The 16,535-nt window shown below is 42.8% G+C and carries 18 protein-coding genes; 4 read left to right on the plus strand and 14 right to left on the minus strand.

The genetic code is table 11. The features are described from left to right. Positions 1-19 precede the first annotated feature (19 nt). Positions 20-1,885, plus strand: coding sequence for a 2-oxoacid:acceptor oxidoreductase subunit alpha (locus G3570_RS06370; RefSeq protein ID WP_165140419.1), 1,866 nt, complete (start codon positions 20-22; stop codon positions 1,883-1,885). Between the two features lie 26 nt (positions 1,886-1,911). Further along, positions 1,912-3,000 (plus strand): 2-oxoacid:ferredoxin oxidoreductase subunit beta, encoded by a 1,089-nt coding sequence (locus G3570_RS06375; RefSeq protein ID WP_165140421.1) that lies wholly within the window; start codon positions 1,912-1,914, stop codon positions 2,998-3,000. A gap of 43 nt (positions 3,001-3,043) precedes the next feature. Here G3570_RS06375 and G3570_RS06380 read toward each other — a convergent pair whose 3' ends face one another. Next, positions 3,044-3,928, minus strand: coding sequence for an ATP-grasp domain-containing protein (locus G3570_RS06380; protein WP_165140423.1), 885 nt, complete (start codon positions 3,926-3,928; stop codon positions 3,044-3,046). Between the two features lie 128 nt (positions 3,929-4,056). On the opposite strand from G3570_RS06380, the gene G3570_RS06385 reads away from it, so the two are divergent. Then, on the plus strand, positions 4,057-4,743 hold the full coding sequence (locus G3570_RS06385) for a DUF748 domain-containing protein (RefSeq protein WP_165140425.1): 687 nt from the start codon (positions 4,057-4,059) through the stop codon (positions 4,741-4,743). Positions 4,744-4,783: 40 nt separating this feature from the next. On the opposite strand, the gene G3570_RS06390 is transcribed toward G3570_RS06385, so the two are convergent. Next, positions 4,784-5,446: a 3-keto-disaccharide hydrolase gene (locus tag G3570_RS06390; protein WP_165140427.1), complete on the minus strand. Its 663-nt coding sequence runs from the start codon at positions 5,444-5,446 to the stop codon at positions 4,784-4,786. Positions 5,447-5,671: 225 nt separating this feature from the next. Between G3570_RS06390 and G3570_RS06395 the strand changes: the two genes are divergently transcribed. Then, positions 5,672-6,811 carry a hypothetical protein gene (locus tag G3570_RS06395; protein ID WP_165140429.1) on the plus strand — a complete coding sequence of 380 codons (1,140 nt, stop codon included), beginning with the start codon at positions 5,672-5,674 and terminating at the stop codon, positions 6,809-6,811. Positions 6,812-6,840: 29 nt separating this feature from the next. On the opposite strand, the gene G3570_RS06400 is transcribed toward G3570_RS06395, so the two are convergent. The 12 genes from G3570_RS06400 to G3570_RS06455 all read right to left on the minus strand — a co-directional run bounded on the left by G3570_RS06400 (position 6,841) and on the right by G3570_RS06455 (position 16,356). Then, complete coding sequence (locus G3570_RS06400) at positions 6,841-7,257, minus strand: DUF1801 domain-containing protein (protein WP_165140431.1); 417 nt, start codon at positions 7,255-7,257, stop codon at positions 6,841-6,843. A gap of 490 nt (positions 7,258-7,747) precedes the next feature. After that, positions 7,748-8,560 (minus strand): CPBP family intramembrane glutamic endopeptidase, encoded by an 813-nt coding sequence (locus G3570_RS06405; RefSeq protein WP_249066752.1) that lies wholly within the window; start codon positions 8,558-8,560, stop codon positions 7,748-7,750. Between the two features lie 251 nt (positions 8,561-8,811). Beyond that, positions 8,812-9,432: a hypothetical protein gene (locus G3570_RS06410; RefSeq protein ID WP_165140435.1), complete on the minus strand. Its 621-nt coding sequence runs from the start codon at positions 9,430-9,432 to the stop codon at positions 8,812-8,814. 168 nt (positions 9,433-9,600) lie between these two features. After that, a complete protein-coding gene (locus tag G3570_RS06415; RefSeq protein WP_165140437.1) occupies positions 9,601-10,521 on the minus strand; it encodes a transporter in 921 nt (306 codons plus the stop codon). A gap of 46 nt (positions 10,522-10,567) precedes the next feature. Then, positions 10,568-11,044 (minus strand): hypothetical protein, encoded by a 477-nt coding sequence (locus tag G3570_RS06420; RefSeq protein ID WP_249066754.1) that lies wholly within the window; start codon positions 11,042-11,044, stop codon positions 10,568-10,570. Between the two features lie 521 nt (positions 11,045-11,565). Beyond that, on the minus strand, positions 11,566-12,063 hold the full coding sequence (locus G3570_RS06425; RefSeq protein ID WP_165140441.1) for a DinB family protein: 498 nt from the start codon (positions 12,061-12,063) through the stop codon (positions 11,566-11,568). A 79-nt stretch (positions 12,064-12,142) separates the two neighbouring features. After that, positions 12,143-12,346 (minus strand): hypothetical protein, encoded by a 204-nt coding sequence (locus tag G3570_RS06430; RefSeq protein ID WP_165140443.1) that lies wholly within the window; start codon positions 12,344-12,346, stop codon positions 12,143-12,145. Positions 12,347-12,482: 136 nt separating this feature from the next. Continuing rightward, positions 12,483-13,808 carry a cell envelope integrity protein CreD gene (gene creD, locus G3570_RS06435; RefSeq protein WP_165140445.1) on the minus strand — a complete coding sequence of 442 codons (1,326 nt, stop codon included), beginning with the start codon at positions 13,806-13,808 and terminating at the stop codon, positions 12,483-12,485. 33 nt (positions 13,809-13,841) lie between these two features. After that, positions 13,842-14,417 (minus strand): hypothetical protein, encoded by a 576-nt coding sequence (locus tag G3570_RS06440; RefSeq protein ID WP_165140447.1) that lies wholly within the window; start codon positions 14,415-14,417, stop codon positions 13,842-13,844. Between the two features lie 105 nt (positions 14,418-14,522). Next, positions 14,523-14,822 (minus strand): winged helix-turn-helix domain-containing protein, encoded by a 300-nt coding sequence (locus tag G3570_RS06445; RefSeq protein ID WP_165140449.1) that lies wholly within the window; start codon positions 14,820-14,822, stop codon positions 14,523-14,525. 13 nt (positions 14,823-14,835) lie between these two features. Then, the gene (locus tag G3570_RS06450) at positions 14,836-15,450 is read right to left on the minus strand and encodes a hypothetical protein (protein ID WP_165140451.1); all 615 of its coding nucleotides are present in this window, start codon (positions 15,448-15,450) and stop codon (positions 14,836-14,838) included. Positions 15,451-15,666: 216 nt separating this feature from the next. After that, complete coding sequence (locus tag G3570_RS06455; protein WP_165140453.1) at positions 15,667-16,356, minus strand: NAD(P)-dependent oxidoreductase; 690 nt, start codon at positions 16,354-16,356, stop codon at positions 15,667-15,669. Between the last annotated feature and the right edge of the window lie 179 nt (positions 16,357-16,535).

The raw sequence follows: 16,535 nt of genomic DNA on the forward strand, positions 1-16,535 counted from the left end.
ATGTTAAAATCAAACCATTATGGCTGCAAAAAAGCAAGTAAAGGAAGAAGTAACCATTCGATTTGCCGGCGATTCGGGCGACGGCATGCAGCTCACCGGTTCATTATTCACAAACACAGCGGCACTTCAGGGAAATGATTTAAGAACGTTGCCGGAATTTCCTGCTGAGATCAGGGCGCCCGCAGGTACGGTACCCGGAGTATCCTCTTTCCAGCTTCACTTTGGCAGCAAGGAGATACTTACACCGGGAGATATATGCGACGTCCTGGTTGCCATGAATGCAGCGGCTTTAAAGGCCAACCTTGATTTGCTCAGAAAAGGCGGAATTGTCATCGCTAATACATCAGGATTTGATAAAAAAAACCTGAATCTAGCCAAATATGAGAATAATGAAGTCAGCCCCCTTGAGGATGATACCCTATCTGAATACTCGCTCATTGAAATCGATGTCACCAAGATCACCCGTGAAGCCTTATCCGATTCAGAACTCACTTTCAAAGAAATCGATCGCTGCAAAAATATGTTCGTACTTGGATTTCTATATTGGATGTACGAACGGCCGCTGGATTCAACCATAAGATATTTAAAGGACAAATTTTCTGGAAGTCCTGAAATAGCGGAGGCCAATGTTACCGTACTCAAAGCAGGTTATAACTACGGCGAGACCACCGAAGTGGTATCTGCACGTTATACGGTTAAGGAAGCCTCCCTTGAACCGGGTACCTATAGAAATATAACCGGCAATGAATCTACCGTTCTGGGTCTTGCTGCTGCAGCCAGAAAAAGCAGGCTTCCGCTGTTTTTTGGATCCTATCCGATAACTCCTGCCTCTGATGTACTACACGGTATGTCTAAACTAAAAAATTTCGGAATTACCACTTTCCAGGCGGAAGATGAAATCGCGGCCGTCTCTTCGGCAATCGGAGCAGCTTTCGGCGGTTCACTGGGTGTCACCAGTTCTTCCGGACCCGGTATTGCACTCAAGGGTGAGGCAATCGGACTTGCAGTCATGCTGGAACTGCCTCTTGTGATTCTCAACATTCAGCGTGCCGGTCCCTCAACAGGTATGCCAACCAAAACTGAACAGGCTGACCTTATGCAGGCAATGCACGGCAGAAACGGGGAGAGCCCGATTGCTATCGTGGCTCCCAAAACACCGGCTGACTGTTTTGATACGGTCTTCGAAGCTTGCCGTATTGCACTGGAACATATGATTCCGGTCATGTACCTCTCCGATGGATTCCTGGCTAACGGGTCCGAGCCCTGGAAGTTTCCTCAATCCGGCGATTTAAAGGATATCCAGGTAGAGTTTGAGCCGGCTCGAGACGAAAATGCGGCCAAATTTCTTCCCTATGTACGGGATGAACGCTTTGTGAGGCATTGGTCCATTCCCGGCACAGAAGGCCTGGAACACCGCGTTGGCGGGCTTGAGAAGGAAGATGAGACCGGTGATGTGTCATACGACCCCGATAATCACCAGAAGATGGTTAAAATGAGACAGGCTAAACGTGACAAAATTGCCGATTATATTCCGCTTCAGCAGGTTGATTCCGGAAATGAGGAGGGAGAAATCGTTGTGGTGGGTTGGGGATCTACCTATGGCAGTCTCAGTACGGCGGTCCATGAACTGAGGGAAGAGGGAATGGACGTTTCGCATATTCACATCAGGTATCTTGCTCCTTTTCCAAAAAATCTTGGGGACCTGCTAAAAGGATTCAAGCAAGTGCTGGTTCCGGAGATCAATAACGGTCAGCTGGTAAGTTTGATTCGTGACAGGTTCATGATTGCTGCCAGGGGTATCAATAAGATCAAAGGCCGTCCGTTTGGTGTGGAAGAGCTAAAGCAGGAAATCAGGAAAGCGGCATCAGCAAAAGTGAACAGTTAGAGGCCTATAGTATAAAATCGATTGTTATGACAATTAATACGAAGATTCAGGAACATATAAACAAAAACCGGAATGAAAATGGCAACCTGCCTGAATACAGCGGAAAAGATTTTTCTTCGGATCAGGACGTGCGCTGGTGTCCTGGATGCGGCGATTATACCATTTTAAAACAGGTACAGAATATTATGCCGGATATCGGGGTGCCTAAAAAAGATATCGTATTTATTTCAGGTATTGGCTGTGCAGCCCGTTTTCCCTATTACATGGATACCTTCGGCATGCATTCTATTCACGGGCGTGCTCCGGCTATTGCCACCGGACTCAAAGTAACTCGTCCGGAGCTAAGCGTTTGGATTATCACCGGTGACGGGGATTCCCTCTCCATAGGAGCCAACCACTTTGTGCAGCTCCTCCGTCGCAATGTAGACGTGAATTTGCTGCTTTTTAATAACAAGATTTACGGTCTTACGAAGGGGCAGTACTCCCCAACTTCTCATGAGGGTACGGTTACCAAATCGACACCTTACGGTTCTGTGGATCACCCTTTCAATCCTGTAGCTTTAAGTCTTGGTGCCGACGGTACATTCGTAGCCAGAACCATGGACCGGGATCCGAGGCACCTGCAGGCTATGCTCAAACGTGCCAACGATCACAAAGGAACCTCCATGCTGGAGATCTATCAGAACTGTATCGTATTCAACGATGGGGCATTCGAGCTCTTCACTGATAAAAAGTCCCGTCCCAAGGAGGCCATATACCTCGAAGATGGAGAGCCGCTTATTTTCGGGGAGGAAAATACAAAAGGCATTCGCCTAGATGGATTAAAACCCGAGATCGTTTCCCTGGAAGAAAGCAATTATACCAAGGATGACCTCTGGATACATGACGAAAAGGATGCCACGAAAGCTCATCTGCTGTCGCGTTTCTTTGATGAACCCGATCCGAGAGCTGAGACCCCGCAACATATGCCGCGACCTTTTGGAGTTTTATTTGCCGTTGATCGGCCCCGTTATGACGAAGGAGTTAACCTTCAAATTGAAGAAACCTTCCGGAGAAAAGGGGAGGGCGACCTGGATGAACTGCTGCGTGGCCCTGAAACATGGGAGATTAAATAATTATAGGTCGATTTGGCAAATCTATCTACTAAGACAAAGATTCTTATAGGCTATTTTTCTTCTTTTTCATCCAGTGATCAAAAATTCTGGCAAAACGCTCCGGTGACTCTGGATCCATATTAAAATAGAGCGAAGGTTCAATGAGTTCAAGTTCCATAAGTGCAAAGTCATTGTCTTCGGTTCTCACATAGTCGGCTCTTGCATAAAGAGGCTGCGGTTCCAAAAATTGCATAGTCTGCTCTGCTCTTTGTAATAACTTTTTTTCGGGATCTGCCGAAGCCAGGATACCGCCATGCTCCTCCTGAACCCTGAAATCACCTTTGGCCGGTGTCTTAAGGATAGTGTGACTGTATTCTCCGCCAAAATAAAAAAGAGAAAACTCACCTTCGCTGACAATGTTTTCCATAAAGGGTTGGATCATGAAGGGTCGACTTGAAAAGACTTCCACTAACTCATCAGCTTTTTTTGAAAGGGACTGCCTATCCAGCCAAAAAGTGTTATCTGCATTGGCACTAACGGTTGGCTTGATAACCAGCTCACAGGTATTTAGTTTTTCAAAAGCAGATTCAAGGTCTCTTATGTGGAAGTTTTTACTCCAGAGTGTAGGAACAATTAATACTCCTTTCTCCTGTAATTCTCTTAAATAGATTTTATCGATATTCCATGTAACCAGCTCAAGGGGATTCTCAAGCAGTGCCGGTGAGCGATCAATTTCTTCCAGCACGTGCATAAAAAGTTCGGCATCTTGCTGGTAATCCCAAGGCGATCGAATAATCACAGCTTCATACTGATCCCATCGGGCCTTTCGATTGCGCCAGGAGACCATATCGACCGACCATCCGAACTTTGAAAGAGGTTCTAGGAGCAAATCATCATATACCTCAAACTCATCAAGGTTATCCATGGTTAAAAAGGCGCAACGGGGCATGGGAACAAAGCATGTAGTTAAAGTGTAATAATGTTAAATTGCTGATGTGCAATTACTTATGCGGTATTACCAGACTTAAAATAAAATCAGTACCAATTAAATTTAAATCAGCCCTAAAATAGAGTTTTATGAGTAAAAGTTTAAAATATTCAATTACCGGTATTGTTGGAATTGTACTTCTGGCTTTCGTAGTCCTTACCTTTTCACTGGATTACATTGTTCAATCAGGTATTGAGTCAACAGGCTCCAAAATGCTAAAGACCGAAGTCACGGTCGAAAATGTTTCCATTTCACTTTTTTCCGGATCAGGTACTATTGAAGGGCTTCGCGTCAGAAATCCGGAAGGTTTTGACAGTGATTATGCGATGGTTATGCAGCGCTTTGAGATCACGATGGATGTAGGCACCCTACTCGCCGATACATTGGTAATTAACCGCATACTGATTGATGAACCGGCTCTTTCGGTCATTCAAAAAGTACCCGAAAACAATCTTCGCATGCTGATGAAAAATATGGAGCAATCCTCAGAAGAGGAGAGCTCATCTTCCGGAGGATTGGTCATCGAGCTACTCCTGGTAAGAAACGGACGGGTCTCCGTAACACCAAACGTTGGAGGAGAACAGGCAGCTGTGGTTAACATGGGGGATATAGAATTAGAAAATCTTGGCAAGAGTGGCAACACCTCAGCCTTTGGGGTGATTCGTCAAATCACTTCCAGAATTATCAATGAGGCACTTAATTCGGCCCTAAGCGGACAAATTGAAGGTCTAAAAAATAAAGCAAAAGATGCTGTAAAAGACCTATTCAACCAGTAATATTTTATTGTCGCTATAAATGAATATCCAAAATTTTGAATTACTTCTCTGGTAGCGGCCTTACCATGATATTTTTGTAGTAAACCGTGCTCTCCGGATCATGCCCTTGCAAGGCAAAGGTACCGCTGGAAAGTAACCTTTCTGACATGTTTTCGGGCCGTTCGGCATTATCTGGTTCGGTGTACTCAACCATGGTTTTTCCGTTAACTTTGATCGTGATCCGGCTTCCCTGAACCTTTATATACATAGTAAACCACTCATTGTCTTTAGCAGGAGCTTCAGATACATCTTTTATGGCATAAAGACTGCCTGTCTTACGCGGGTCGGAACCGGAGTTGTTTACCTGGGCTTCATAGCCTTTGGCAGGCCAGCCTGAATCCTGGTATTCCGTATGGAAATAGATACCCGAGTTAGATCCAGGGGTTGTCATGACATCAGCTTTGAATTCAAAATTTGTAAAGTTGTGATTTTGAACCTCGCCTGCATAAAAGAGATGAGAACGAGGCCCGTCTGCCACAATCCTTCCATCTTGCACGCTAAATGTTTCCGTATTTTCACTAGCTCTCCAACCGTCCAGTGACTCCCCGTCAAATAGGGAAATCCACTCTCCATCCGACTGAGCAACGGCATTGCCCAAGTTTGCAGTTACAAATATTCCTATGGTTAGAATAGCTACAGCTAAGAGATTAATACGTTGTTGCATAATTTACCTGGTTAAATTGGATGTATTGTTTTCTAAGTTAATAGCCTGTAGCTAAACTGCAAATACTGCTTTTAAATCTTTGATAATACCTTTACACGATACCTTGTAGGTAACACCCTTATAATATTTCAACTTGTCTTTAATGTATTTTTATCCAACTTTTATTCAACTGAGATGCCTGAGAAGTAGATCACATCTGACAAGCAAGCAAAATAGAAAAAGATCATGAAGAAAGGCGGTTGTCTCTCCCTGTTTTTAAAGATGTTGGGCGGACTCTTGATCCTGCTGATTCTGCTCCTCGGTGGAATTGCCGTGTACAATCAAACCCTACCTGACTCTTCCCCTGTTTTAGCACGGTTAAGTAAAGAGGAACTGACTCGCATTCGTGAGATTACTCATTTGAGAAACACACTGGGAGATGAGGTTTGGCCCGGGTGGTCGAAGCAGGATATCCCTATACTGCTATACAATGAGGATTATGCATTTCTGACCGGAATAGAGAACCCATCCCCGGGTTGGGAGCGGATTCCTTATGGCGTTGAAGGGGGTGGCAAATGGGATCCTGTACCGGACGCATCATATTACCGTCAACAGTTGCCCGAAGACGGCAGCACTCCTCAGGCTTTCATAGTTCGAATTGGGAATACCTATGCTGCAAGTATGACTACAAAAGCGTGGACCTCCATCCGTATGGTGCAACTTATAAAAAGTGAGTTACCGGCAGTCTCAAAGCCTGTCTTTCCCTATTTCCTTTTTACCAACCATTTTAACAGCGACTGGTATATTTCAGCTGTACTGCATGAGTCGTTTCATGTCTTACAGGCGCGTGTTGCCTACAATAGGTTGGTGGAGTCAGAACAGTCAACAGCGTTAGAAACAGAGTATCCATGGGGGGATGATCGCTTCAGAGAACAGTGGCTTAAGGAGAGACAAATACTTGCAGAGGCCCTGGAAACAAAAGATAGTCTGGACCTGAAGAAAAAAGTAGTCGAGTGGTCGGCCTTTAGAAAGGAAAGGAGGGAAGAGCTGCCTGAAAATCTGGTACACTATGAACAACGTCGTGAATGGCTGGAGGGTCTGGCCAAATATGCGGAGATTGCTATTTGGCAGGCAGCCTACGAGTCAGAAGATTATGAACCGGTGCAGGGTATGTTGCAGGATTCCGAATTCGACCGATATCAGGAAGCACCTGATTATCGAAACCGTGAAATCAGTCAGCTGCGGAGTGATCTGCAATTTTCAGAGTCTATGTTTTACTATACCGGCTGGGCACAAGCTGAGTTATTGGATAGGCTAGATACCGAGTGGAAAGCTAAGATAATGAAAGAAGAGGTTTATCTGGATGAGCTGCTTGAAAGTCAATGAAGCTGTTTAGATGAATCAGAAACAGTAATTCAAGAATATTTCTTTTTCATGTAATCGACGGATTCTTTAATCAACAGGCGAAGTATTTCTTGATTGATGTCAGAAAGCCGTTTGAAGTAGAGACAGGATTTACCTGTAGAATGTTTACCCAATTGCTCGGTGAGATGATGGAAGTGTTCAAAACCTGGCATAATGTACACGCTCATATTCTGCTTCCTTGGTGAGAACCCGGTCAGGAACCAGTTGCCTTCGCGTCCGCTTTCATATTTGTAATGATATTTACCAAAACCGATGATACTAGGCCCCCACATTTTAGGCTCTTCACCGGTAGCCTCTTTCATAATATCCAGCAATAACAGACTATCTTCTTTTTTCTGCAAATCTTCAACTTCATTCAGAAAGGCAATTACATTTCCATCATTTTGCCGTGTTTTTAAGGCACTCATGGCTGTGGGATTGGTTGTCACTAATACTATACCGATACCGACAATTTACAAATTGTTGCCATCTAAGCAATCAAAAAGCGTTATTTAGGTAATTTTACGGTGATAGATTCGCGGGTTTTTGCCTGTAAAAAAATACAGTACTGTAGCAATTGGGAGATGACACAAATAGGTAAATGTGGATAACTTTGTGGAAAAGTTGTGGGAAAGTAATACTTGAAGACTATTGACAATTATACCGGAAATGTGCTACTTACTAATGAACACAATTACTGAGACTGCTACGGCAGAATCAGTAAAAAGCCGAAAAATTAACCGCGGCTTATTTGTTTTGACTTTCAGACCGAAAGGAATTACAAATGTGTTCCGGTTATTTTTTTATTTGCCCATCTTTGTAAGCGCAACGGTACTTATTACGGCTCAATGAAAATAAGCAGAATTTTCAGTTCTTCTCTACTGCTTTGGAAACAGTGATAACATCAAAGCTGAATTACTAATTCCGGAATAATCTTTGTTTATGTTTTCCACTGGCAATCATCTTTCCTTTTTTTGAAAGATATTTTGGACCGGCAATCAATAATACACCAATTCCCCAGACGGTAATAAGAATACCAAGTGAATTAATTACCAGATCTGATTGAACATCCGAAGTGAAGATCACATTTACGGATGCATGAAAAACGGTAACAACTAGCACACTACCTTTGCTGCTGTTGTAGAGCCATGTGAGCAGTAATGCCCCGGTAAGCAAACTGAAAAACCAGCCGGCTATTTCCGCCGGATTCATATCCGTATAACCCGGTCGGTAAAAAAAGAGCGGAAGGTGCCACAAAGCCCAAAAAAAGGTGAGCATGAGGGTGGAAGTAAAAGCCGAATAATACTGCTGGAGGCGGGGCAGGGCAAAACCTCGCCACCCGGTCTCCTCACCATACCCAAATGTGAATATGTTATATAAAAAGATCCCGATTAAACTCCTTATTGGAAATTCAGAGGTTGTGCCTAAGCTCTCAAGGGAAATAGATTCTCCGGTAATTATCCTGCCACCTGCAACCGCCAGAAGATATAATACAAACGGACCGAGTAGGGCAATAGCGATCCAATGAGTTCGATTACGCCAGAGTAAAAGGCGAGAAGAGAGGGCAACTACTCCTTGTTTACCCATAAATGCAGCTGAAACGATGAAAGCCGCTGCCATCGGTCCAAAGGCCCCTAAGGTATGTTGAAAGCTTAGAATCGGCCATCCGTCCATTCCGAATGCAGGTAGCCAGAGCGGGGCCCACAAAAGCCATGAGATGCCATATGCCAAGCAGAAAAAAATTAGCAGCTGAAATCTTAACGTATATTGTTTTGATGTACCCTTCTTCATGCTAAAACAATAGCAAAAGCATGCATCTCTGTGTGTAAGGAAATTCCTGTAGGAATTGTAGTACTGAATAGATGAGAAGTGATGCCAGACCCGGTTTAGCAATGGTATAATGAAATAAGTCCGGTGTACGATTCAAATTATTGATAAATCAGCATCACCATTATTAGGATAATGTTTAAAGAAGCAGAAACTTAGTTATTCAAACCTTCGGGATTTCGGTAGGTAACCTTTACAGATTTTCTTTGAGTCATTTCAGATGGAAGGATTTGCCTGAAAAAGATGCTATCCGGACGGGCACTGTTAAACTGTTCAACAATATCTTTCTCCTTAAGAACAATAGCTAAAGAATTGTCATCCACAAGGGTCCGCATACGTACATATTCCATCCTCCGATTTGATACTGCTACGATCGCCCTATTTCCTCCAATGGGTCCCCCTGAAGTTGACTCTTCCTTCCATAAGTCAACTTGTCCGGCATCTATCAGTTCCTTAAAAGATCCATCGTCGGGACGTGCAAAGGGATGCTTAAAAAGGCTGTATCCGCATTGGTATTCTACCCCATCTAGTTCAAACTGAACGCCAAAGCTATATTCAAGCTCACTTATGCCCGTTGTTTTCTGATACCATTGCCATTCGGACCTGGGCTCAGGTTTAAAAATGAATATTGCCGCATCGGGTTCTACGATTACAGTTCCATTATCGTATGAAGGCAGATTAGACCTGACCCGGTTGTAGATACTGTTGGAACAGCCTGAGATTACAATGGCAATTAAAAGCAAGAAGGCACAATAGTGATTAGATAGTGATGGCACTTTTAAAATTTGAACCAGGTCTCAATTGATGTAAAAGTAATTTTATGAAATCATTATAGAGACGGGATTTCTAAAGCACAAATGTAGGTATGGACATATTTTACGAAAATAAATCTATAACGGAATTAAGAGTTGTTTGCCCGTGGCATTAAATGATTCAGTGTAATTCTAGAGCCGTATCATCCATCCCAAACCCAGTGAGAAGTCAGATGACGATTCACTGAGACCTACTCCCATAGTGCCATTCAGGGAAACTCTTTGAGATAGGAAATAACCGAGTCCAAGGTTTAAAGTTCTGGGAGGCTCATAGCCCGAAATAATTTCAGTGTAGCCGCTGTAGGTTGTATTTATCATCCATTTTCCGGTACCTAACATTTTACTTACACCAACTGTATAGGTGAGCGGATCTTTCAGCTCAAGATCGGGAAGGTCCCCAAACCACCACTTCATAAAATCCGCAAGGACAAAGAAATTACCCAGTCGCTGGGAGAGGGATAAGCCAAGTCCATAATCCCATTCCCCGGTGCCGAATCCATTGGTTGGATCTGCCAGCGGAATTTTCAATCCGGAATTCAATTGAAGGGAAGTGGCTTCCGAAGCGGAAGAATATAATTTGAGATTCATATAGACGTTGGGATCGCCAAAGCTTGATTGCTTGTAATTGCTGGTATCTGGCAAAACCACAGGATCGTCACTCATCTTATTCCTCATGTTATTGGGCTCTTTGGCAGTTGAAAACAGTTTGTTTCTGCCGTCCTGACCGCCTTGTCCTTGACCATGACCTGAGGAATCCCGCACTGTTTTATGATCCGGTCCCCCGGTAGGTATATATCCGGCCACTCCGTACGAAAGCCAGGGTGAGTTTTGAACTATGAAGGGCACATTAAAGGAAACCGTAATATTATCTCCTGAAATATTTAACCCGTTTGCCAGGGAGAAACTCTGTGTACTTTCATCAAAAAAGTAAGAACCGGTTGCGTATTGGATGCTTCCCGAATAGGAAACTTGTTGCGCCTTCACGCAACCGGCCCCTAACAGAAGACCGGTAATCACTATGGACATGGTCAAAGATTTTATTGTGATATCCATATTGGCACCTAATTTTGTGCGTTAAAGATTACAGGTACGTTAGTATCTATTGAGATTGGGTTTGATCTTGATCTCGGTCTTGCAGACGGAGTCGGATGCGATCCATAGCCTGTACGGCCTCTTCAGCATCACCGGTCATATCATGTAAACGCTGACGGAGTCGGTCCATATCACGCTGCATATCGCGGTCTCTTAACATGTCTCTATCTTGTAACATTAGGTTGCACTGTTCGGCAGCATTTTTTAGGGTTCCGAGAGTTAAACCTAGTTGTTCACCGAAGCGATACATGTTTCGATATTGATTTCGCATCTGTTCGTTTTGGGCAGCCTGCATTTTACGATTCATCTCCTGGTTCATAGTGTGGGTGCGTTCCTGGAGTTGATTAACACGTTGCATCATTTGCTGCATCTGCTGCATTTGCTGCTGCATCATCTGTTGCTGTTTTTGTTGCTGCTGTTGTCCTGTTTGTTGGGCTAAAGCACCGGTTGACAACAATGAAAGCATCAAAAAAGAAATCAGCATATTGATTGTTGTTTTCATAATAAATCTCCTTATTGAGTACTTGGTTTAAAGGTTTGACTATAATGGTACGATAGCAATTACAAGAGTCAGCAAACACGTGCTAATTACTGAAGTGACTGTGGTTCATGTTCCACTGAAGCTGTAGGATGATGTATTACAACCATTGTAAATATTTGGGCAAGCTTTTGAAGAATATCGGACAAGAATCAAGTGATAAAACCGGTCATGGTCATAAATGACTGAGCATTCCTGTTGCTTCACCAATACGCCTCTCCCGATACAACACAAGCCAAAAGATTAAAAACCTATGTATCCAAAGTGCATAAGATATTCTGACCGGTAGTTGTCCGAAGAAATTTACTTGCAATAAGTAAATAAAAATCAGGTAATTGAGAGTTTATATAATTTGGCATCTTTAATTTAAACTAGAATAGTTCACATCTCTTTTCATTAGCCGGAGCAATTATTCATTGTCAAGAAGAGATCCTTTATCGGAAAGTGTAATCACTCAGGTTAAAGATTTATATTTCCTTGGCTCTTATACTCCATTTCCATACACCGTAGGTGACATCCTCCGGAAGCTTCTGATTAAGTTGCCGGGCAGCCATAATGATTTGACCCCGATGATGAGCTTCGTGTGAGGTCAAATAGTTCATGAAGTGCACCACATCAAGGGAAAATCCCGGCAGGGTAGAGGCATTTTCCAGGCTTTGTTGAAGCAGTTCATATACGGAATCGGAACTGAAAGCTAGCGAGGATAATAGTTCTGTTTGTGTGACTCCATATCGGTCAACAGGGTCCGGCACTGTCAGCACGTTTTTTTTAGCTACGGTTTTCAGCCACATGCAGCGCGTATTATGCAAATGGCCGCCAATCATGCGGATGGTCTTCTGTTGGTATCCCGGGACTTTTGATACCCACAATTCGTCGGATATATTTTCGATAAGGTAGCAGGTAATTCTATTGCCGGTTTGCCAGGTATCCAGAACTGCCTGAGAGAGGTGGTTCACTTCGTTCATGAGTTTATAGATTTAAGATGTAAACCTGCTAATTCGGATACACACTGCTTTTCTCTTGTCTACTGCCGAACCTAAATTTTTATTCCTTGCTTCTAAAAAATTTTGAGGAGATCCATTGGACAAGCAGAATACCGGAAAAAGCAAAAGCGGCCATTATAATAACTTCTACAATAAAATTTTCTTCCAGTATACCTTCAGCTTCAATTAGTTGAAAGATTAACTGATATAGTACTATCCCAAGAGCTGCTCCAAAAGCTATTTCAAAAAAGGATTTTTTATTCATTGTGCGTAAGTTACAATAGTAGTACCCATTTTCAGACAGCTTCAAGTTTCAATCTAATTATAGGTAATAATTTACATGCATATCTACAATTATAGGTTTCTGATCCGGTAAATGCGACACCTTCAACAGAAATATTTCAGTTCTCTATTTGCACATTTCCGGATGCTCTTTTCGGACCATCGAGTATTTCAAACCAGTCAATTTCTCTGGTAAGGTACATCACCAGGGAGAGGACAATAAAGAGTCCTATACTTCCCATAAGCAGGGCATAATCCTGAAGTTGTAACAAGATATAGAGAAACCCATAGAGTAGGATCAGTACACCTAGAATGATACCGGTCTTACGCATATCTGAAAGTACACGAAAGGAGTAGACCGTAATGAGGGCAATAATGGACGAAGCAGCTATAACATATGCGAGGTTGAAGGATAGGTATTCAGAAATCGAGAGCAACAGTGTATAGAAAAGCAGCAATGCAAAACCTATCAGCAGGTACTGAACGGGATGGATCACTTTTTTACCCAGCAATTCTATCATGAAAAAGGTCATAAATGTAAGGGCTATGAACATGATCGCATATTTTGCGGTCCGCATCGTTTTCTGATATCCATCAACAGGAAGCAGTAGGTCCACGCCAAATGCTGTACCGGATACCTCCTGGTTTGGACCTGTCCATTGCTGCGAAAAATTTCGATTAAGGTGCAGAATCTCCCAGTTTGCTCGAAAACCGGATGAGTTGACCTCTCTCTCAACAGGCAGAAAGTTTCCGGTAAAGCTTGGATTGGCCCATTCAGAGTTGAGCTCAACAACAGTCTGTTTGCCAACTGGTGAAAAGAGCATGCCACCGCTTCCGTTCAGGTTCAGATCAAAAGCAAACCGGTACTCTTTGTTTGCTGCAATTACCGGTGCAATGGAAATACCTGATTGCAAGACATCATTCGTCTCTATTCCGGGATTCGCCGGATAATCCTGTCCATCCCAATTGATGCTGATAAAATCTTTGATCCCGGTCATATCGGAGATACCTACAGAAATAAAGGCTTCATCTAATAAATAATCTTCCGGAGATATATTCAGAACCGATAGGTCAAGAGAATGGAAGTTTCCAGAAAACATCAATTTTCCGTTATAAACGATGACTTTATAAATACCCCGATAACGAACTTCTGGTACAATAGAGCCTTTTATATTTAATTTCTCCGGTAAAAAATGTGCATATCGGATAGTATGTTCTACTTTATCGTCGACGCTGAAATAATGTTTGTAAGGGATGCTAAGTACCGGGCCAACCACGGTTTGTTTCTTTCCCCATTTTTGACTGATTTCGTCTACAACGGAATTTCTCCTGTTTTCCCGTTCAGAAATCAATTCTTGAATCAGCACGGAGGGAATAAGAAGAGCCAGTGCCAGGAATGCGATGACGAACAATCGTATTCCCAGGGATTTTTTTAGATTGATCATGACGTCACTGAGTTAATTTATTTTGTTTGAATATCAAGATTCATTTTCACTGCTTGTTGCTTCCTGTTGAGCTGCATAGCGAAACAGCAGGGCGGATATACTGAATAGAAAAATGAATAAACTATTGACACCGAGAACCTCTATAATTGAACTGCCGGTTACCCGATACATACCGCTAATTATGGCAATAACGGTGACCATCACTAGCAGAATAGATAGTGTGATCATGGTTTTGGCCAGTCCAACTGCTGAAAAACGGACGGTAAAAGCTCCGATGATACCAACGAGCGGTATACCAAAATAGATCAGGTTAAAGTAATTATCCTCCGATCCTATGATGCCTACCGCAAGATTTGCCCAGATAAGAAAAAGTCCGGATAATAGAGCAAATCCGAATGCAACTTTGTATGCTGTACCGGACGAATGATTGGTCACCAATTTGTAGGTGAGACCGGTACCGAACAAAAGAATTCCTGCCAACAGATAATCACCTGCGCTCCATAACACTTCATCGGTATAGTAACTTGCAATAAAAGGCACAGATAATAATAAAAGTGTGATTAAGGCAGGTTCGGTGATAGGTCGTATTAAATCAGTCCGGTTATTCATGATTATTCGTTTTCTTATTTTATTATAAAAGTACTTTTAAATAAAAAGTAAGTAAGTAAAAAAAATGATGCTGTATTTGCTGAATTTATCGTTTGATATAGTTGATCATTTTTGAGACTTAATGATTTTTTCAAGCACTTTAAGGTGTTCCTCAAAAGCTTTTCTTCCTTCGTCAGTCATATAGTAAGTGGTATTGGGTTTGTTATCTACGAAAGATTTCTCCACACCGATAAATTCTTCCTTCTCCAGTTTTTTAATGTGGGTTGCAAGGTTGCCATCGGTCACGTTCAGGAAGTCCCTTAGCGACGTAAAATCCAGAGCATCATTGACTGCTAAAGCCGACATGATGCCAAGCCTGACACGGCTCTCGAAGGCCTTATGTAAATCATCAATTGATAGCTTCATTGCCGGTTCCTTTTTAGCGCTCGTACTTAAAATGCATGACTATTCCATACACGATATGAACAACTCCAAAGCCCAGTGCCCAAAGCATGAGGCTATATTCAATGAAATAACAGCTTATCAATCCCAAACCAATCTGGATGATGCCCAGGTACTTGATTTCAGGATAGGTGAAATTGCCTGCATTATACAGTGCAAGCCCATAGAAGACCAGAGAGGTCGGGGCCAGGAGCCCGATGAGACTTTTAGAAAGTAGTATTATCATAAATATTCCGCCTGCTGCCAGTGGAACCGACATATGAATAATCATTCGCCTTGACGTGGTGTTCCATACCTGTTCACCTCTTTTGTGAGCTTTGCTATAGGAGAGGAAAACAGCTGTGCCAATGGCCAGTATAAGTACCCCTAAAGCCAACAGAATAATTTCGGATAAACCCGCCGGCAGGCTTACGCTATAAGTGATGCGGTCCGGACTGAAATCGTAAACAACGCTCGCTATATAGGCACCGGCAAGGGCATAGATGCCGGCCATAATTCCTGCCCACCCGGATAATGAGAGAAATTTGGAAGACCGCTCCATCATCGAGCGTATCTCAGCTATGTCTTGTATATAGTCTCGTTCTCTTTTCATACAAAGTACTTTTTATTTCAAAGTATATGAATTGAGTATCAGTTACAAGAGCTTCATTAAATATTTTTTTGCCAATCTAACTAGCGGTGTGGAGCACTAATCAGAGATATGAAGATAAGGGTGTTGCAAATAGCTCTTGAGATTTAGCCATGATGCCTAGCTCTTTATGTGAGAATTCTTGAGACTTGAACAGGTAATATTGCTAGTCAGTCTAAACTATACCACTGATTTATGCGCAAGGGCGGAGGGACTTTGGCATCCTACGATGGCAGGAGCTTTCTGTATGAGTGCATCGTTTTCAAGTGCTTCTACCATGAACAAGGCAAAATCAATTCTCCTTGTCAGGTTGCTTTCCAGGAGGGGATCACCTACATGCTCGCTCCAGACCGGTAATCCTTGGCTTGGACCTTCTTCCAGGTCACTGGCTCGAACCACGGTCCATAGCTTGTCACTATTGAAAATTAAATCGGTCGCTTTTACCTGGTCATCAATATCGGAATATCCAAGTTTTTTGGCTATCCATGCACCGATAGGAACCAGGAATTTTAGCTTCCATGAGTAGACGTCTTTGCCATCTCTACTGATATGCCATCCGCAGGAAAAGATAAGTCGGGCATGGGGATCGGCAAAGTCCAGCACAGCCCGGGCCGTGCCGGAAGCATAGTCATTGACTCCCCAGGGCACCAGAACAGTGAGAACGCCATCACAACCTTGCACTGCTTTTTGTATCACCTCTCTATCATTGGTCATACCCGGCACAATCGAAATTCGATCTTTGAATCGATCCAGCTTGGAAACGCTCTGCTTCCTGCAGACGCCCACGATATCATATCCGCGATCCAGTGAATGCTGAACCATATACTGTCCCAGCTTTCCTGAAGCTCCAATAATGCAGACTTTTTGCATCTACTTATACCGGTTAATTACAAATAGATATACAGCTCTTGTTGAATGGCTTTTGAGTATCTCAATAAAATAAAGTTACAAATGCAACCTGTTTATGCTGTAAGAAGAGTACTGAATAACCAAAGTGTAAACAAGTTAACATCAAAGAGATTCACAGATACAAATCTTAAAATAGGCAG

This window comes from Halalkalibaculum roseum (assembly GCF_011059145.1).
Taxonomy (GTDB): domain Bacteria; phylum Bacteroidota; class Rhodothermia; order Balneolales; family Balneolaceae; genus Halalkalibaculum; species Halalkalibaculum roseum.